This window comes from Enterobacter sp. kpr-6 (assembly GCF_900116015.1).
Classification (GTDB): domain Bacteria; phylum Pseudomonadota; class Gammaproteobacteria; order Enterobacterales; family Enterobacteriaceae; genus Enterobacter_D.
Genome location: NZ_FOYH01000004.1, coordinates 336,078 through 354,683 on the forward strand (window position 1 = coordinate 336,078; position 18,606 = coordinate 354,683).

At 56.0% G+C, this 18,606-nt stretch carries 16 protein-coding genes; 9 read left to right on the forward strand and 7 right to left on the reverse strand.

What is annotated here, in order from left to right:
- Window positions 1–237 precede the first annotated feature (237 nt).
- Genes fhuA through fhuB form a run of 4 tightly spaced genes read left to right on the forward strand, consistent with a single transcriptional unit; the run spans window position 238 to window position 6,165 of the window.
- Window positions 238–2,451, forward strand: coding sequence for a ferrichrome porin FhuA (fhuA, locus tag BM373_RS13160; RefSeq protein WP_090462104.1), 2,214 nt, complete (start codon window positions 238–240; stop codon window positions 2,449–2,451).
- 47 nt (window positions 2,452–2,498) lie between these two features.
- On the forward strand, window positions 2,499–3,296 hold the full coding sequence (gene fhuC, locus BM373_RS13165) for a Fe3+-hydroxamate ABC transporter ATP-binding protein FhuC (protein WP_090462105.1): 798 nt from the start codon (window positions 2,499–2,501) through the stop codon (window positions 3,294–3,296).
- Window positions 3,296–4,186: a Fe(3+)-hydroxamate ABC transporter substrate-binding protein FhuD gene (fhuD, locus tag BM373_RS13170; protein WP_371261111.1), complete on the forward strand. Its 891-nt coding sequence runs from the start codon at window positions 3,296–3,298 to the stop codon at window positions 4,184–4,186. Before fhuC ends, fhuD begins: the two co-directional genes overlap by 1 nt.
- The gene (gene fhuB, locus BM373_RS13175) at window positions 4,183–6,165 is read left to right on the forward strand and encodes a Fe(3+)-hydroxamate ABC transporter permease FhuB (RefSeq protein ID WP_090462109.1); all 1,983 of its coding nucleotides are present in this window, start codon (window positions 4,183–4,185) and stop codon (window positions 6,163–6,165) included. Before fhuD ends, fhuB begins: the two co-directional genes overlap by 4 nt.
- Before the next feature lie 142 nt (window positions 6,166–6,307).
- Here fhuB and hemL read toward each other — a convergent pair whose 3' ends face one another.
- The gene (gene hemL / locus BM373_RS13180) at window positions 6,308–7,588 is read right to left on the reverse strand and encodes a glutamate-1-semialdehyde 2,1-aminomutase (protein ID WP_090462111.1); all 1,281 of its coding nucleotides are present in this window, start codon (window positions 7,586–7,588) and stop codon (window positions 6,308–6,310) included.
- 174 nt (window positions 7,589–7,762) lie between these two features.
- Between hemL and clcA the strand changes: the two genes are divergently transcribed.
- Together clcA and erpA are read left to right on the forward strand one after the other, a co-directional pair.
- Window positions 7,763–9,181: a H(+)/Cl(-) exchange transporter ClcA gene (gene clcA, locus BM373_RS13190; RefSeq protein WP_090462114.1), complete on the forward strand. Its 1,419-nt coding sequence runs from the start codon at window positions 7,763–7,765 to the stop codon at window positions 9,179–9,181.
- A gap of 80 nt (window positions 9,182–9,261) precedes the next feature.
- Window positions 9,262–9,606: an iron-sulfur cluster insertion protein ErpA gene (gene erpA, locus BM373_RS13195; RefSeq protein WP_090462116.1), complete on the forward strand. Its 345-nt coding sequence runs from the start codon at window positions 9,262–9,264 to the stop codon at window positions 9,604–9,606.
- Window positions 9,607–9,657: 51 nt separating this feature from the next.
- Here erpA and BM373_RS13200 read toward each other — a convergent pair whose 3' ends face one another.
- From BM373_RS13200 to mtnN, 3 genes are read right to left on the reverse strand one after another with little or no spacing between them, the layout of a single operon-like run.
- Entirely contained in the window at window positions 9,658–10,281 is a 624-nt protein-coding gene (locus tag BM373_RS13200; protein ID WP_090462119.1) for a TRIC cation channel family protein, read from the reverse strand.
- A 1-nt stretch (window position 10,282) separates the two neighbouring features.
- The gene (btuF, locus tag BM373_RS13205) at window positions 10,283–11,083 is read right to left on the reverse strand and encodes a vitamin B12 ABC transporter substrate-binding protein BtuF (RefSeq protein ID WP_090462121.1); all 801 of its coding nucleotides are present in this window, start codon (window positions 11,081–11,083) and stop codon (window positions 10,283–10,285) included.
- The gene (gene mtnN / locus BM373_RS13210; RefSeq protein ID WP_090462123.1) at window positions 11,076–11,774 is read right to left on the reverse strand and encodes a 5'-methylthioadenosine/S-adenosylhomocysteine nucleosidase; all 699 of its coding nucleotides are present in this window, start codon (window positions 11,772–11,774) and stop codon (window positions 11,076–11,078) included. Before mtnN ends, btuF begins: the two co-directional genes overlap by 8 nt.
- Window positions 11,775–11,879: 105 nt before the next feature.
- On the opposite strand from mtnN, the gene dgt reads away from it, so the two are divergent.
- The 3 genes from dgt (at window position 11,880) to cdaR (ending at window position 16,282) form a co-directional block, all read left to right on the forward strand.
- Complete coding sequence (dgt, locus tag BM373_RS13215; RefSeq protein WP_090462124.1) at window positions 11,880–13,394, forward strand: dGTPase; 1,515 nt, start codon at window positions 11,880–11,882, stop codon at window positions 13,392–13,394.
- 137 nt (window positions 13,395–13,531) lie between these two features.
- On the forward strand, window positions 13,532–14,965 hold the full coding sequence (gene degP, locus BM373_RS13220; protein WP_090462126.1) for a serine endoprotease DegP: 1,434 nt from the start codon (window positions 13,532–13,534) through the stop codon (window positions 14,963–14,965).
- A 159-nt stretch (window positions 14,966–15,124) separates the two neighbouring features.
- The gene (gene cdaR / locus BM373_RS13225) at window positions 15,125–16,282 is read left to right on the forward strand and encodes a DNA-binding transcriptional regulator CdaR (RefSeq protein ID WP_090462128.1); all 1,158 of its coding nucleotides are present in this window, start codon (window positions 15,125–15,127) and stop codon (window positions 16,280–16,282) included.
- A 131-nt stretch (window positions 16,283–16,413) separates the two neighbouring features.
- On the opposite strand, the gene BM373_RS13230 is transcribed toward cdaR, so the two are convergent.
- From BM373_RS13230 to dapD, 3 genes are all read right to left on the reverse strand, one after another.
- Window positions 16,414–16,803, reverse strand: coding sequence for a DUF3461 family protein (locus BM373_RS13230; RefSeq protein ID WP_090462129.1), 390 nt, complete (start codon window positions 16,801–16,803; stop codon window positions 16,414–16,416).
- A gap of 117 nt (window positions 16,804–16,920) precedes the next feature.
- The gene (locus BM373_RS13235) at window positions 16,921–17,658 is read right to left on the reverse strand and encodes a hypothetical protein (protein WP_090462131.1); all 738 of its coding nucleotides are present in this window, start codon (window positions 17,656–17,658) and stop codon (window positions 16,921–16,923) included.
- A gap of 108 nt (window positions 17,659–17,766) precedes the next feature.
- A complete protein-coding gene (gene dapD / locus BM373_RS13240; RefSeq protein ID WP_090462133.1) occupies window positions 17,767–18,591 on the reverse strand; it encodes a 2,3,4,5-tetrahydropyridine-2,6-dicarboxylate N-succinyltransferase in 825 nt (274 codons plus the stop codon).
- Window positions 18,592–18,606: the final 15 nt, after the last annotated feature.

Sequence of the window (18,606 nt, forward strand, 5' to 3'; positions counted from 1 at the left end):
CCTTTCCCCCTCTCCCCTGGGGAGAGGGCCGGGGTGAGGGGGAAATCCCCCAATCCCTAACAACTTTTTAACCCCTTTCTAACCACACATTCTCTGTCAGGTTATTTCCTGTACCCTCAAACCTTGTAGGGGCGCATATCCCTTGCTATGGGTTCGGCGTTTCGCATATTATGCTGCGGTCATAATAATAATTCTCGTTTACGTTATCATTCATCACTTATTCCATAGAGAAAAACAATGGCGCGTCTACATTCTCTCCAGCCAGTTAATACCTCTCTGCGTAAAATCGCAGTCGTTGTCGCTACGGCGATCGGCGGGCTTTCTTTTAATGCGCATGCAGCACCAGAAGACACCATTACCGTTACCTCAGCGGCCGCACCAGCGGAAAGCGCGTGGGGACCAGCTCCTACCATTGCGGCAAAACGTACCGCGACGGCGACCAAAACTGACACCCCGATTGAAAAGACTCCGCAATCTGTTTCTGTGGTGACCAGTGAAGAGATGCAAATGCATCAGCCAAAATCGGTTAAAGAAGCACTTGGTTATACGCCGGGTGTCGTCGTTAGCAATCGTGGTGCATCCAGCACTTACGATTTCGTCAGTATTCGTGGTTTTACCTCTGTAGGGCTGAGCCAGAATAACTACCTGGATGGTATGAAGCTCCAGGGTAACTTTTATAATGATGCCGCGATCGACCCCTATATGCTTGAACGCGTTGAACTTATGCGCGGGCCTACTTCTGTTCTTTACGGTAAAAGCAACCCTGGCGGTATTATTTCCATGGTCAGTAAGCGTCCGACAACTGAACCTTTACGGGAAGTTCAGTTCAAGATGGGTACAGACAGTTTCTACCAGACGGGTTTTGATTTCAGCGATGCGCTGGATGATAACGGGGAATTCTCGTACCGCTTAACTGGCCTTGCTCGCTCTAATAATGAGCAGCAAACCAATGCAGAACAGCAGCGCTACACCATTGCGCCGTCATTCTCCTGGCGGCCGGATGACAAAACCAACTTTACCTTCCTGTCCTATTTCCAGAACGAGCCGGAAACCGGTTATTACGGATGGCTGCCGAAAGAAGGCACCGTTCAACGTTTGCCAAACGGTTCCCGTGTATCCACCAGCTTCAATGAAGGCGCGAATAACAACACCTATTCTCGCAATCAGAAGATGGTTGGCTACAGTTTTGAGCATGGTTTCAACGATACCTTTACCGTGCGCCAGAATCTTCGTTTTGTTGAAATGAAAACCGCTCAACAGAGTGTCTACGGTACGGGCATTTGTTCGGCGAATGCGTTTAATGCGCCTTGCCAGGCTATTGCACCAGTCGATCGCGATCATTATTTGGGGCGTGGCACTGTCGTAGATAACGAACGTTTGCAAAACTTCAGCGTTGATACGCAACTGCAAAGTCAATTTGCCACTGGCGCGATGGATCATACCTTGCTGACGGGTGTGGACTTTATGCGTATGCGTAACGACATCAATGCCACTTTTGGCACCGCACCTGTGGTTGATCTGTACAACCCGCAAACCCTGGAAGATTTTGATTTCGGTGACGCTGCGCCTTATCAGCTTAACGAAACTAAACAGACCGGCATTTATGTTCAGGATCAGGCCGAATGGGAAAAATGGGTCTTCACCCTCGGCGGCCGTTATGACTGGGCTCAGCAGGGGACGACGGTTCGCGCCGATGGTGGTTCCATTGAACGTAACGATCATCAGTTTACGTGGCGTGGTGGGGTGAATTACCTCTTTGACAACGGTGTCTCACCGTACATCAGCTACAGCCAGTCGTTTGAACCTAACGCATTCGATCTTTACAGCACGCCGCGCATGGCCTTTGCGCCATCGAAAGGTGAGCAATATGAAGCGGGCGTGAAATTCGTGCCGAAAGACATGCCTGTCGTAATGACTGCGGCGGTCTATCACCTGACGAAAACCAACACGTTAACCACCGATCCGAATAATTCGAATCTGCAAGTTCCATCAGGTGAAGTGCGTTCTCAGGGCGTTGAGCTTGAAGCTAAAGCTGCCGTAAATGCCAACGTCAACGTAACGGCGTCTTATACCTATATCGACGCTGAATACACTAAAGATACCAATCTGAAGGGTAACAGTGTTGAGCAAGTGCCGGAGCACATGGCTTCTCTGTGGGGCGATTACACCTTTAACGACGGCCCTCTGTCTGGTCTGACATTAGGTACTGGCGGGCGCTTTATTGGTTCAAGCTATGGCGATCCGGCGAACACCTTCAAAGTGGGCAGCGCGGCTGTTATGGACGCGGTCGTGAAGTATGATTTGGCGCGTTTCGGTCTGGCAGGTTCAAATCTGGCTGTTAACGTGAATAATCTGCTGGATCGTGAATACGTCTCCAGTTGCTTCCAGACTTACGGCTGCTTCTGGGGTGCTGAACGCCAGGTTGTCGCAACCGCTACCTTCCGCTTCTAATTTCCTTTTGGGCACGGTTCGCCGTGCCCTTTTGACAAGTTGGCTTTATGCAGGATAACAAACCGCATCCCGATACCACTTTTCAACTCTCCGATGTCTCTTTTCGTGTGCCTGGCCGCACGCTGCTGCATCCTCTCTCGCTGACCTTTCCGGTGGGCAAAGTGACGGGCCTTATTGGTCACAACGGCTCCGGGAAATCCACGCTGCTTAAAATGCTGGGCCGTCATCAGCCGCCTTCAGAGGGCGATATTTTGCTCGACGGACAACCGCTGGAAAGCTGGAGCAGCAAAGCCTTTGCGCGCAAAGTCGCTTATCTGCCGCAGCAGTTGCCGCAGGCGGAAGGGATGACCGTGCGTGAACTGGTGGCGATTGGGCGCTATCCGTGGCACGGCGCGCTCGGGCGGTTTGGCGCAGCCGACCGCGATAAAGTCGAAGAAGCGATTACGCTGGTGGGATTAAAACCGCTGGCGCACCGGCTGGTGGACAGTCTCTCCGGCGGCGAACGTCAGCGTGCCTGGATCGCCATGCTGGTGGCGCAGGACAGCCGCTGCCTGCTGCTTGATGAACCGACCTCCGCGCTGGATATCGCTCATCAGGTGGACGTGCTGGCGCTGGTGCATCGCCTGAGCCAGCAACGCGGTCTGACGGTGATCGCCGTACTGCACGATATCAACATGGCGGCGCGTTATTGCGATTTTCTGGTGGCCCTGCGCGGCGGTGAAAAGATCGCCGAAGGCACGCCGGAAGCGCTGATGCGCGCCGAGACGCTGGAACACATTTACGGTATCCCGATGGGCATTCTGCCGCATCCGGCAGGTGCCGCACCGGTGAGCTTTGTGTACTGATGGATTGCTTACCTTCAATTAGCCGCCGTCGCCTGCTGACGGCCATGGCGCTCTCGCCGCTGCTGCTCAACATGGGCACCGCGCGTGCCGCCCGCGTCGATCCGCACCGCATCGTCGCCCTCGAATGGCTGCCGGTCGAACTCCTGCTGGCGCTGGGCATCATGCCTTACGGCGTGGCCGACGTACCCAATTACAATCTGTGGGTGAATGAGCCGTCACTGCCCGATTCGGTGATTGATATCGGACTGCGCACGGAGCCGAATCTTGAACTGCTCGCCCAGATGAAGCCGTCTTACATGGTCTGGTCTGCCGGCTACGGCCCGTCGGCGGACGTGCTGGCCCGCATCGCGCCGGGTCGCGGCTTTACCTTTAGCGACGGCAAAAAGCCGCTCACCACCGCGCGTCATTCGCTCAATGAAATGGCGGAACTTCTGGATATGCGGGCGGCGGCAAAAGCGCATCTCGATACGCTCGACAGCTTTATGGAATCAATGAAGCCGCGCTTTGCCACGCGCGGCAGCCGACCGCTGCTGATGCTGACCCTGCTGGATGCCCGTCATATGCTGGTGTTTTGCCCGAACTGCCTGTTCCAGGAACCGCTGAACGCGTTTGGTATTCCCAACGCCTGGCAGGGAGAAACCACCTTCTGGGGCAGCACGACGATCGGAATCGATCGGCTGGGCGAGTTTAAAGACGCCGATGTGATCTGCTTCGATCACGGCAACGAGCGCGAGATGCAGAGCCTGCTGGCAACCCCGCTCTGGCAGTCGATGCCGTTTGTGCGCGCCGGGCGGTTTTATCGCGCGCCTGCGGTGTGGTTCTACGGGGCGACGCTTTCCGCGATGCATTTTGTGCGCGTGCTGGATAAAGTGCTGGGAGGCAAAGCATGAGCAAACGCATCGCAGCGCTTCCCGCCGTTTTACTGAGCGTGTTGTTTATTGCCGCCGCCTGGCTTGGCTGGATCAACCTCAACGCCGCGCTGCCGCGTGCGCAGTGGGGCGAGGCGCTCTGGCAGCCCGATATTAATTCCGTTGAGCAAATGCTGTTTCATTACAGCCTGCTGCCGCGCCTGGCGATCGCGTTGCTGGTCGGGGCCGGACTGGGGCTGGCGGGCGTGCTGTTCCAGCAGGTGCTGCGAAACCCGCTGGCGGAACCGACGACGCTTGGCGTCGCTACCGGTGCGCAACTGGGGATCACCGTCACCACGCTGTGGGCGCTGCCGGGCATGCTGGGTACCCAGTTTGCGGCGCTGACGGGAGCCTGTGCGATCGGGGCGCTGGTGTTTGGCGTCGCCTGGGGCAAACGCCTCTCGCCCGTCACGCTGATCCTCGCAGGGCTGGTGGTCAGTCTCTACTGTGGCGCTATCAATCAGCTACTGGCACTGTTTCACCACGACCAGCTACAAAGCATGTTCCTGTGGAGCACCGGCACGCTGACGCAAACCGACTGGAGCGGAGTGCAACAGCTCTGGCCGAAACTCATTGGCGTGGCGTTGCTGACGCTGCTGTTGCTGCGTCCGTTGACCCTGATGGGACTGGATGATGGCGTGGCGCGTAACCTGGGCCTGGCGCTGTCGCTGGCGCGTCTGGGCGCGCTGCTGCTGGCGATTGTGCTCAGTGCGCTGCTGGTTAACACAGTCGGGATCATCGGCTTTATCGGCCTGTTTGCGCCGCTGCTGGCGAAAATGCTCGGCGCGCGTCGTCTGCTCTCGCGCCTGCTGCTCGCGCCGCTGATTGGCGCGCTGATTTTATGCCTCTCCGATCAGATTGTGCTCTGGCTGACGCGCGTATGGATGGAAATTTCCACCGGGTCGGTCACCGCGCTGGTCGGCGCACCGTTGCTGCTGTGGTTGCTGCCACGCTTGCGGAGCATGAGCGCGCCGTCGATGGACGCGGGCGACCATGTGGCCGCCGAGCGTCAGCATGTGCAGTGGTTTGCACTGGCGGGCGCGATCGTCCTGCTGCTGGGTATGACGGCGGCGCTGTCGCTCGGGCGTGACGCGCAGGGCTGGCACTGGGCAACGGGTTCGCTGCTGGATGAATTAATGCAGTGGCGCGCACCGCGCATTCTTGCCGCCCTGACCGCAGGCGTGATGCTGGCGGTCGCCGGGTGCATTATCCAGCGGCTGACCGGCAACCCGATGGCCAGCCCCGAAGTGTTAGGCATCAGTTCCGGCGCGGCGTTTGGCGTGGTGGTGATGCTGTTCTTCGTGCCTGGCAACGCCTTCGGCTGGCTGCTGCCTGCCGGGAGTCTGGGGGCGGCGTTAACGCTGATGATTATTATGCTGGCGGCCGGACGTGGCGGGTTCTCGCCGCACCGGATGCTGCTGGCGGGGATGGCGCTCAGTACCGCCTTCACCATGCTGCTGATGATGCTACAGGCGAGCGGCGACCCGCGTATGGCGCAGATCCTGACCTGGATTTCTGGTTCAACCTATAACGCGACGATGCAACAGGTGACGTGGGCGATGATCGCCACGGTAGTCCTGCTGGCGATAACCCCGCTGTGCCGCCGCTGGCTGATGATTTTACCGCTCGGTGGAGAAACCGCCCGCGCGGTGGGCGTGGCGTTAACCCCGTCACGCGTGGGGCTGCTCCTGCTGGCGTCGTGCCTGACCGCTGCGGCGACGATGACCATCGGCCCGCTGAGTTTTGTTGGCCTGATGGCTCCGCACATCGCGCGGATGATGGGCTTTCGCCGCACGATGCCGCACATGGTGATGTCGGCATTAACCGGGGGATTGTTGCTGGTGTTCGCCGACTGGTGCGGGCGGATGATTATGTTCCCGTATCAGATCCCGGCGGGGCTGCTGTCGACGTTTATCGGCGCGCCGTATTTTATTTATTTGCTGAGAAAGCAGAGTCGGTAGGGGGCACCCTCACCCTAACCCTCCCCCTGAGGGAGAGGGGAAAGATCGTGCACAGACTCGTCTTTCTCCCCTCTCCTGGGGTAAGGGGACTGGTTTGCTCCCTCTCCCCGGGGGAGAGGGCCGGGGTGAGGGGACATTACAATTACAGCTGCGCAAACACCTTCCGCGCGGCATCAATCGTTTTATTAATATCTTCCTCGCTGTGCGCCACGGACATAAAGCCCGCTTCAAACGCAGACGGCGCGAAGTACACGCCTTCCTCCAGCATCAGATGGAAGAAGCGCTTGAAGCGCTCAACGTCGCATTTCACCACGTCCTGATAGCAGGTCACTTCTTTGGCGTCGGTAAAGAAAATCCCGAACATGCCGCCGACGTGATTCACCACCAGCGGGATACCGGCGTCGGCTGCAGCTTCCAGCAGGCCATTTGCCAGACGGGTGGTCAGATCGGTCAGCGTTTCGTGAATGCCCGGCTGCGCGACTTCGGCTAAACAGGCGTAACCGGCGGCCATCGCAATCGGGTTACCGGAGAGCGTGCCCGCCTGGTAAACCGGCCCGGTCGGGGCGAGGGCATCCATCACTTCACGACGTCCGCCAAATGCGCCTACCGGCATACCGCCACCGATGATTTTGCCGAGGCAGGTCAGATCCGGTACCACATCGTAGTAAGCCTGTGCGCCCGCCAGTGCCACGCGGAAGCCGGTCATCACTTCGTCGATGATCAGCAGCGCGCCGAACTCATCGCACAGCGCGCGCAGACCCTGCAGGAAGCCCGGCTGCGGCGGAATACAGTTCATATTGCCCGCGACCGGCTCAACGATAATGCAGGCGATCTCCTGCGGGAACTCTTCAAACGCTTCGCGCACGGACGCCAGATCGTTATAGGTGCAGGTCAGGGTGTGCTTCGCGAAATCAGCCGGTACGCCCGGTGAGTTTGGCTGGCCCAGGGTCAGCGCGCCGGAACCCGCTTTCACCAGCAGACAGTCAGCGTGACCGTGGTAGCAGCCTTCGAATTTGATGATTTTGTCGCGCCCGGTAAAGCCACGCGCCAGGCGGATTGCGCTCATGGTCGCTTCGGTCCCGGAGTTCACCATGCGGACCATATCCATCGTGGGCACCAGTTCGGTCACCAGTTCGGCCATTTTGACTTCCATTTCCGTTGGCGCACCAAAACTCAACCCGCGATGCGCCGCTTCGATCACCGCATTACGGATCGTCGGATGGTTATGGCCCAGCACCATCGGCCCCCAGGAACCGACGTAATCGACGTAGGCCTTTCCGTCGGCGTCGTACAGGTAAGCCCCGTCCGCCCGCTCAATAAACAGCGGCGTCCCGCCTACGCCGGTAAACGCGCGCACCGGCGAGTTTACGCCGCCGGGGATGAGCTTACGTGCCGCGCTGTAGAGGTTTTCAGACTTACTCATGGATGTATTCCTGGTTGTAAAGAGGATAGGCGGACCATTGTAAGGTATTCGCGGAATGTTATGAAAGTTTTGCCCAATTGAAACGACACATTTTCAGGCATTTTTATTGCGACGGGGGCAGCGGCAATGCGTAGAATAACGCTCCCCTTTGTGTGACTTATCTTTGTTAAGGCCATGAAAGCAGAAACTCCTTCCTTTGAAGTTCAGCAACTGGTGCGGCTGCGCCGGGGCGATCTGATCCGCCGACTGCTGCAACGCGATAAAACGCCGCTGGCGATCCTTCTGATGGCCGCCGTGGTCGGTACGTTAGCGGGGCTTATCGGCGTGGCCTTTGAAAAAGCGGTCAACGCCGTCTCTGGCCTGCGTCTGGGTACGCTGGCGCAGGTGGCGGATAGCAGCCTGGTCTGGCCGCTGGCGTTTGTGTTCTCGGCGGGACTGGCGATGCTGGGCTATTTTCTGGTGCGCCGCTTTGCCCCGGAAGCGGGCGGGTCGGGAATACCTGAAATTGAAGGTGCACTGGAGGAACTGCGCCCGGTGCGCTGGTGGCGCGTGCTGCCCGTGAAGTTTATCGGCGGGATGGGCACGCTCGGCGCGGGGATGGTGCTGGGGCGTGAAGGTCCCACGGTGCAGCTCGGCGGTAACGTCGGGCGCATGGTGGTGGATATTTTTCGCCAGCGCAGCGCGGAAGCCCGGCATACGCTGCTGGCGACCGGGGCGGCGGCGGGGTTGTCCGCCGCGTTTAACGCGCCGCTGGCGGGGATCCTGTTTATCCTCGAAGAGATGCGCCCGCAGTTTCGCTATAACCTGATCTCCATAAAAGCCGTGTTCACTGGCGTGATCATGTCGAGCATTGTGTTTCGCCTGTTTAACGGCGAAGGGGCGGTGATCGAAGTCGGCAAACTGACTAACGCGCCGGTGAATACCTTATGGCTGTATCTGGTGCTGGGAATGGTGTTTGGCTGCGTTGGCCCGCTGTTTAACACGCTGGTGCTGCGCACTCAGGATATGTTCCAGCGTCTGCACGGCGGTAATCTCACCAAATGGGTGCTTATCGGCGGCCTCATCGGGGGCGGTTGCGGCGTGCTGGGGCTGATCGTGCCGGCCATCTCCGGCGGTGGCTTTAGCCTGATCCCGATTGCGGCGGCGGGTAATTACACCATCGGGATGCTGCTGTTCATTTTTATTGCCAGGGTGATCACCACGCTGTTGTGCTTTTCCTCCGGCGCGCCGGGGGGCATTTTTGCGCCGATGCTGGCGCTCGGCACGCTGCTCGGTACCGCGTTTGGCATGGCCTGCGCCGGGCTGTTTCCGGCGTATCATCTGGAGGCTGGGACGTTTGCGATTGCCGGAATGGGCGCGCTGCTGGCGGCCTCCGTGCGTGCGCCGCTTACCGGCATCGTGCTGGTGCTGGAGATGACCGATAATTATCAGCTCATTTTGCCAATGATTATTACCTGTCTTGGCGCAACACTGCTGGCACAGTTTTTAGGCGGTAAGCCGCTCTACTCCACGATCCTCGCCCGCACGCTGGCACGTCAGGAAGCGGAACTTCAGGCGAAAACCCATGCGCAGGCATTTCGGGAGAATACTTGAACGATTTACTCGGGTAATAGATAATAATTTAAAGATCGGGTTAATTTTTGCCCGAATCGCAGTATCAATGGGAGCAAATAATGAGTGACGACGTAGCGCTGCCGCTGCAATTTACCGAAGCCGCAGCCATTAAAGTAAAAGACCTGATTGCCGATGAAGAAAACCCAAATCTGAAACTGCGTGTGTATATCACCGGCGGTGGTTGCAGTGGTTTCCAGTACGGTTTTACCTTTGACGATCAGATCAACGATGGCGATATGACCATTGAGAAACAGGGTGTGGCGCTGGTGGTTGACCCGATGAGCCTGCAATATCTGGTGGGTGGCGCGGTGGATTACACCGAAGGGCTGGAAGGTTCCCGCTTTGTGGTCACTAACCCGAACGCGACCAGTACCTGCGGGTGTGGTTCATCATTCAGCATCTAAGTATTCACAATGCCGGGCGGCGACCGCGTCTCGCCCGGCATTAAACCTCTTTTAACGCCCACTCTCATCCAGCGCAAACGTCGGCAGCTTCAGATGCCAGCGGATCGCCGCCAGACGAATGGCGAGCGTCACCACCATCCCCGTCATACTTGCCGCTTCCAGCGGAACGCCAAACGTATAAAATGCTGTCGCGTGAACAATGCCGCCAATGATACAGGCGGTGGCGTAGATCTCGGTTCGCAGGATCATTGGGATTTCACGGGCCAGCACATCGCGGATAATCCCGCCGCCCACGCCGGTCAGCACGCCCATGCAAATGGCGATCATCGGCCCGGTTCCGGCCATAAACGCCTTATTCACACCAATGCCGACAAACACTGCCAGCCCCACGGCATCAAGCACCGGTAAAATCCACTTCGGCAGACGACGCGGCTGACGCACCAGCACGATCGTTAACAGGCAGGTGACCATCGCCACCACCAGATCGGTCGGATCGGTGACCCAGAATACCGGCCCATGTGCGAGCGCCATATCGCGGATCGTGCCGCCGCCGACGGCAGTGACGACGCCTAACACCAGCACGCCGAATGGATCCATACGCAATTTGCCAGCGAGCAACACGCCAGAGATGGCGAATACTGCCGTGCCGATAATATCCAGCCAGTAGACAAGCATCTTATTTTACCTGTTCGAGAGCGGTACAGAGTTGTTTTGCGGCGAGGATAATACGCGGGCTTGCGCGTTCAAACCAGTCGCTATTAAGCGGGATAACCTGAATTTTGAGCTGTTTATTCCAGAAGGCCTGTACTTTCGGAATTTCGTCCGCTTCGCCTGCAATAACGACGGCCTGCGGATTGCGTGCCAGCACCTGTTCCCGGCTGACCTGCGGCCACGGCACGCGCGAGGAAGCAAAGATATTTTCACCGCCGCAGAGGGCTAATACCTGATCCTGAATGGTGCCGCTGGCGCTGGTAAACAGCGGGTGCGATCCGAACTGCAAAAAGACGCGTTTTTTCGGCACGTCGGAATAGCGGGATTTTAAAGCGACATACTCGTTGAGAAGCGACTGCGCTGCGTTCTGCGCCTGCTCCGGGTGCGGGCTGTACGCCGCGAGCTGGCGCAGCGTTTCAGCGACCTGCTCAATCGTGGCGGCATCAATCCACAGTACTTTAATGCCGAAGCGGGTAAGCTGATTAACCTGACGTTCAGCATTGCCGCCGCGCCAGGCCAGCACCACGTCTGGCTTGAGCGCCACGATACGCTCCAGATTCATGCCCTGCCAGGTGGCGACCTGTTCAATGCTTTTCGCTTGCGGCGGGTAGTCGGAATAGCTGCTGACGCCCACGGGGGTGATGCCAGCGGCAAACGCCAGTTCTGTATTGGCGGGTGAAAGCGTGATCACGCGCGGGGCTGCAAAAAGCCACGCCGGGATGAGCAGAAGCAGGGCGGCGAGCGCCCTGAATGAGCGCTTAGCCACGTGCCAGGTTCTGCACCAGCGTTTCCACCATCAGGGTGGACTGTTTTGCCGCCACGACGAGGAATTCGTCAAAGCTCAGGTGCGACTGCTGGTCAGCCACATCAGAAATGGCGCGAACCACCACAAACGGCACGTTAAAGTTATGGCAAACGTGGGCAATGGCGGTGGCTTCCATTTCTACTGCAATCGCCTGCGGGAAGTTCTGGCGAATGCGGGCCAGACCTTCAGAACCGTTGATGAACGCGTCGCCGCTGACAATCAGGCCGCGCACGGCGTTAAGTTTAAGTTCGGCAATACAGGATTCGGCGGCGGCAACCAGCTTTTCATCCGCTTTAAAGCCTGCCGGGCAGCCCGGTAACTGGCCTAATTCGTAACCGAACGCGGTGACATCGGCATCGTGGTAGCGCGCTTCGTCAGACACCACGATATCGCCCACTGTCAGCGTTGAGGCCAGGCCGCCCGCTGAACCCGTATTGATAATCACATCCGGCTTGCAGCGCTCCAGCAGAAGGGTTGCGCCCATTGCCGCCGCCACTTTGCCAATGCCTGACTTCAGCAGGGCGACGTCTGTGCCATTGAGCGTACCGGTGTAAATTTCGCAGCCCGCGATGTTATGCGTCTGACGATTTTCGATTTTGTCACGCAGCAGCGTCACTTCTTCTTCCATTGCACCAATAATGCCGACTTTCATAGAGATACTCGCTAATGTGATAAGACTGAGTTACGTTTTCAGGGCATAGTCTATCATGGCAGGCAGGATTGCATTACTTCACATGACGTTCTGGCGGGAGAGCAAATGGCTGAAATCGATTTTCGCAAAAAAATAAACTGGCACCGTCGCTACCGCTCACCCCAGGGGGTGAAAACGGAACGTGAAATCCTGCGCATCTTCGAAAGCGATCGCGGACGCATTGTGAATTCCCCGGCTATCCGCCGCCTGCAACAAAAAACCCAGGTCTTTCCGCTGGAGCGAAATGCCGCCGTACGCACCCGGCTGACCCATTCTCTGGAAGTACAGCAGGTCGGGCGCTATATCGCCAAAGAGATTTTAAGCCGCCTGAAAGAGCTGCGGTTACTGGAAACCTACGGTCTGGATGAACTTACCGGGCCGTTTGAAAGCATCGTTGAAATGGCCTGCCTGATGCACGACATCGGCAATCCGCCGTTCGGTCACTTTGGCGAGGCGGCTATTAATGACTGGTTTCGTCAGCGCCTCTCCCCGGACGATGCCGCCAGCCAGCCCCTCAGCGGTGACCGCTGTGAAGTGGTGTCATTGCGTCTGCGGGAGGGGGAAGATGAGTTAAACGGTCTGCGGCGTAAAGTGCGTCAGGATCTGTGTCATTTTGAAGGCAATGCCCAAGGCATCCGGCTTGTGCATACCTTAATGCGCATGAATCTGACCTGGGCGCAGGTGGGCTGTATTTTAAAATATACCCGCCCGGCATGGTGGGTGGGGGATCCACCCGCCAGCCACAATTATTTAATGAAGAAACCCGGTTATTATTTCGCCGAAGAAGCCTATGTTGAACGGCTGCGTAAAGAACTGGAACTGGATACTTACAGCCGCTTTCCATTGACGTGGGTAATGGAGGCTGCCGATGATATCTCCTATTGCGTGGCCGATCTTGAAGACGCCGTCGAGAAAAAGATATTTACGGTTGAACAGCTTTATCAGCATCTTTATAACGCCTGGGGCGAGCATGAAAAAGGTTCGCTCTTTTCTCAGGTGGTGGAAAATGCCTGGGATAAATCACGCGCCAATTCGCTCAGTCGCAGTACGGAAGATCAGTTCTTTATGTATTTGCGCGTCAACACGTTAAATAAGCTGGTGCCTTATGCGGCGCAACGCTTTATTGATAACCTGCCGCAGATCTATTCTGGTGAATTTAATCATGCGCTGCTGGAGGATGACAGCGGATATAGTCAACTGCTTGAACTTTATAAGAGTGTGGCTATTGAAAATGTGTTCAGCCACCCCGATGTTGAGCAACTGGAATTACAGGGCTATCGCGTTATCAGTGGGTTGCTGGATATTTACCGGCCATTGTTACAATTACCGCTGGCAGATTTTACTGAACTGGCGGAAAAAGAGCGGGTACGTCGCCTGCCGATTGAAACGCGGTTATTTCATAAACTTTCAACCCGTCACCGGTTAGCCTACGTGGAGGCCGTGAGTAAATTAGCCCGTGATACGGCAGAGTATCCGGTGCTGGAATATTACTACCGCTGCCGCCTGATTCAGGACTATATCAGCGGGATGACAGATCTCTATGCGTGGGATGAGTACCGCCGTTTGATGGCCGTTGAATAACGTCCAGGAAATGTAAAGATCGACAATAAATTTTTACTTTTTACAGAAACTTGGTTCAGGAACTTCACGCTATAAAATGACTCTCATTGTCACATACATAGCATCTATGCGTGACCAGTAAATAGAGATTAAGAGACATGAAAAAAACCACATTTGCAATGAGTGCACTGGCTCTGAGTTTAGGTTTAGCGTTATCCCCTGTGACGGCGACGGCTGCCGAAACCGTCTCATCTGCGCCCACTTCGCAGCAGATGCCAAGCCTCGCCCCGATGCTTGAAAAAGTCATGCCGTCGGTGGTGAGTATTAATGTCGAAGGCAGCACAACGGTGAATACCCCGCGTATGGGGCGTAACTTCCAGCAATTCTTTGGTGAAGACTCACCGTTCTGCCAGGAAGGTTCGCCATTCCAGAGCTCACCGTTCTGTCAGGGCGGCGCACCTGGCGGGCAGGGTGATGGCGGCCAGCAGCAGAAGTTTATGGCGCTGGGGTCCGGGGTCATTATTGACGCGGCGAAAGGCTACGTCGTTACCAACAACCACGTGGTGGATAACGCCACCGTCATCAAAGTACAACTGGGCGACGGGCGTAAGTTTGACGCCAAAGTCGTGGGTAAAGATCCGCGCTCCGATCTGGCGTTGATCCAGATTCAGGATCCGAAAAACCTGACGGCGATTAAGCTGGCGGATTCTGACGCGCTACGCGTGGGCGACTACACCGTGGCGATCGGTAACCCGTTCGGTCTGGGTGAAACCGTCACCTCCGGGATCGTGTCGGCGCTGGGCCGTAGCGGTTTGAATTCTGAAAACTACGAAAACTTTATCCAGACGGATGCAGCGATCAACCGGGGTAACTCCGGCGGGGCGCTGGTCAATCTGAACGGTGAACTGATTGGTATCAACACCGCCATTCTGGCACCGGACGGCGGCAACATCGGTATCGGCTTTGCTATCCCAAGTAATATGGTGAAAAACCTCACCGCGCAGATGGTCGAGTTCGGTCAGGTGCGTCGTGGCGAGCTGGGGATCCTCGGTACCGAGCTGAACTCTGAGCTGGCGAAGGCGATGAAAGTCGATGCGCAGCGTGGCGCGTTTGTCAGCCAGGTAATGCCAAACTCGTCAGCAGCGAAAGCAGGCATTAAAGCGGGCGATGTGATCACCTCCCTGAACAATAAACCGATCAGCAGCTTTGCCGCGCTGCGTGCGGAAGTGGGTTCCATGCCGATTGGCAGCAAAGTTTCGCTGGGCCTGTTGCGCGAGGGCAAACCGGTGACGGTTAATCTGGAACTGCAGCAGAGCAGCCAGAACCAGGTCGATTCAAGCACCATTTTCAGCGGCATTGAAGGCGCGGAAATGAGCAATAAAGGCCAGGATCAGGGCGTGACCGTCAGCAACGTGAAAGCCAATTCCCCGGCAGCCAAAATCGGTCTGAAAAAAGGCGATGTGATTATTGGTGCTAACCAGCAGCGGGTAAAAAACATTGCTGAGCTGCGTAAGATCCTCGACAGCAAGCCGTCGGTGCTGGCGCTCAATATTCAGCGTGGCGATACCTCCCTTTACCTGTTGATGCAGTAACCCTCTTACTCCCTTCTCCCTGACCGGGGAAGGGAGTCTCCCCACAGATTCTGTGAGGCCTTCCACAACTCCATACTTAAGATCGCTGCTTTAGGCATTTGCACAATGCACGGCGTGTTTAACTCTCTTATTCTTGAGCACTGCTCACGGGAGGGTTACATGGCTGGCTGGCATCTTGATACCAAAATGGCGCAGGATATCGTGTCACGCACGATGCGTATTATTGATACCAACATTAACGTGATGGATGCGCGTGGCCGAATTATCGGCAGCGGCGATCGTGAACGTATTGGGGAATTGCACGAAGGCGCACTGCTTGTCCTCTCTCAGGGCCGCGTCGTGGATATTGATGATGCGGTCGCCCGCCACCTTCATGGTGTGCGCCAGGGGATTAACCTGCCGCTGCGTCTGGAGGGTGAAATCGTCGGGGTAATCGGCCTCACCGGGGAACCGGAAACGCTGCGTAAATATGGCGAACTGGTCTGCATGACCGCCGAAATGATGCTGGAACAGTCCCGTCTGATGCATCTTCTGGCCCAGGATAGTCGTCTGCGTGAAGAACTGGTGATGAACCTGATCCAGGCCGAAGAGCATACTCCTGCCCTGACCGAATGGGCGCAACGTCTGGGGATCGATCTTAACCAGCCGCGCGTGGTGGCCGTTGTTGAAGTGGACAGCGGACAGCTTGGCGTGGACAGCGCCATGGCTGAGCTTCAGCAACTGCAAAATGCGCTGACTACTCCGGAACGTAATAACCTGATCGCCATTGTCTCTCTGACGGAAATGGTGGTGCTTAAACCCGCCCTGAACCCGTTTGGCCGCTGGGATGCCGAGGATCACCGTAAACGCGTGGAGCAATTGATCGCGCGGATGAAAGAGAACGGTCAGTTGCGTTTTCGCGTTGCCCTCGGCAACTATTTCACCGGGCCGGGCAGTATCGCCCGCTCGTACCGTACTGCGCGCACTACTATGATGGTGGGAAAACAGCGCATGCCGGAAAACCGCAGTTATTTTTATCAGGATTTGATGCTGCCGGTGCTGCTGGACAGTCTGCGCGGCGGCTGGCAGGCCAATGAGCTTTCGCGTCCGCTGGCGCGGTTACGGGCGATGGACAATAACGGCTTGCTGCGGCGCACGCTGGCAGCGTGGTTTCGTCATAATGTTCAGCCGCTGGCCACCTCAAAGGCGCTGTTTATCCACCGCAATACGCTGGAGTATCGCCTCAATCGCATTTCGGAGTTAACGGGATTAGATCTGGGGAATTTTGACGACCGGCTGTTGCTGTACGTGGCGTTGCAGCTGGACGAGCAAAGGTAAGTAAAAGAATTCCCCTCATCCCGGCCTTCTCCCGGCGGGAGAAGGGGAAAACCCTAAATTCAACTCCGGGGGTGAAGGGGAAAACGGTTTGCTCCCTCTCCCTGGGGGAGAGGGCTGGGGTGAGGGGTCACTTATTTATTACGCGTAAGTTTTTCCAGATCCGCTTCGATTTCACTGATCTTATTGGTCACCACGCTTTCCAGATGACGCAGATCATCAAGAATTTTGCGTTTTAAATCCACTTCACTACGGTCGCGCTGGCAGATTTGATCAAGCTCATCAATCACGTAACGCAGATTTGGGCTGATCTCCTGAACTTCTTTATAACCCTGACCGACCCCGTCTGCGACAATGGTTTTACGCTGACGCGGATATTTAAACTTCACGCTCTTCGCAAAAAACTCGCCTTTGTCTTTATGAAAGTAGATTTTCAGAATGTCATTATTGGCTTCCTGACGGAGGCTATAACGATCGATTTCATCAGGATTGGTAATGCCTAAACTTTTCAGATTATCGTACATAACTGCACCTCAAAAGAGTCAGTGAATTTTGATTATCTTATCATCCAGCCCTTTTACCCGGCTCGACTGAGTTCACATGAAAACCTTTTCTACCAGATTATTATCATGGCGTAGTTTCTAAAAAATTACCTGTTTTATCTTAACGATACCCCAGGGAACCGGCTCGCAAACGGTCTTATCATTATTCATATAATCGACAACGGGTTGCCAGTCATCAAGGGCATCATAAAGGCCGTGCGAATTAAGCGTCAGCGCAAAGCGCTGGCAGAGTTCATCGTGCAGAGAAGAGTGGCAGTGAGAGGTGTGAAACCCGCCGTCTATATCAAGGCCGCCGATATCGTAGCCGAGTAGCTTTTCGTCAGATAATGCTTGTTCAGGTTGAAAGGCACTCAATTTCCGATAAATACCGGGCATACCCTCCATGTCGTTTTGGGGACGCCAGGAGTCGATAAAGCGCTGTGCATCATTTCCGTCAATATAAAGAGCGAGAAGATAGCAGTCGTTTAGCTGTGGGAAAAAGGTCTGTTTGTATTCTATAGCGGTGGCAGCGTCCATAAAGAGAGCGGGCCAGCCTACATTTCCGGTCTCATATTTTTCATTAACCCAGCCACTAAGACGTTCCCAGGTAATGTCATCCAAAGAATAGGCGGACGCAAGGTGTTCGCGAATGGTAACCCAGGCGTCATAAGGGTCGTTTTTATCAAAACCTGACCAGCAATAGGACCAGTCATCCAGCAGGCTATCGTTAAAGCAGGTGCTGCATGTCAGAAGGGGTTTGCCATCCAATGGGCTATCGGGATAGTTACCGGGAAGGCAGTGCAACAACAGATAGCCGCCGAGATAATAATTCCCCATTTTCTCTTCCTTTACGGGATGCTGACTCCTGCAACGTTAAGCGCGCTGTTGTTCGACTATCCCTGATGAAAAAAAGGGCGACATCATGTCGCCCGTTGTGGTGTGCAATCAGTCGATCGTACGCAGCAGTTCGTTGATGCCAACTTTGCCGCGCGTTTTCGCATCCACTTTCTTCACGATAACTGCGCAATACAGGCTGTATTTACCGTCTTTTGATGGCAGGTTGCCGGAGACGACAACGGAGCCTGCCGGTACGCGACCATAGTGGACCTCACCGGTTTCGCGATCGTAAATACGGGTGCTCTGACCGATATAAACGCCCATGGAGATCACGGAACCTTCTTCAACGATAACGCCTTCAACGACTTCAGAACGTGCGCCAATGAAGCAGTTATCTTCAATAATCGTCGGGTTCGCCTGCAGTGGCTCCAGAACGCCGCCGATGCCTACGCCGCCGGAGAGGTGAACGTTTTTACCGATCTGCGCACAGGAACCGACCGTCGCCCAGGTATCAACCATGGTGCCTTCATCAACGTAAGCGCCAATGTTGACGTAAGAGGGCATCAGTACGGTGTTACGGGCGATAAACGCACCCTGACGCACGGCCGCAGGCGGCACCACGCGGAAGCCTTCTTTCTGGAAGCGCGCTTCGTCGTAGTTGGCGAATTTCATCGGCACTTTATCAAAGTAGCGACTTTCCGCGCCGTCGATAACCTGATTGTCGTTAATACGGAAAGAGAGCAGTACCGCTTTCTTCAGCCACTGATGGGTCACCCATTGCCCGTCAATTTTTTCTGCGACGCGCAGCGCGCCGGAATCCAGTAAAGCGATAACCTGGTTTACCGCTTCACGGGTCACGGTGTCTGCATTGGCCGGTGTGATCTCGGCGCGACGCTCGAAAGCGGATTCAATAACGTTCTGTAACTGCTGCATTGTTTACTCTTTCCA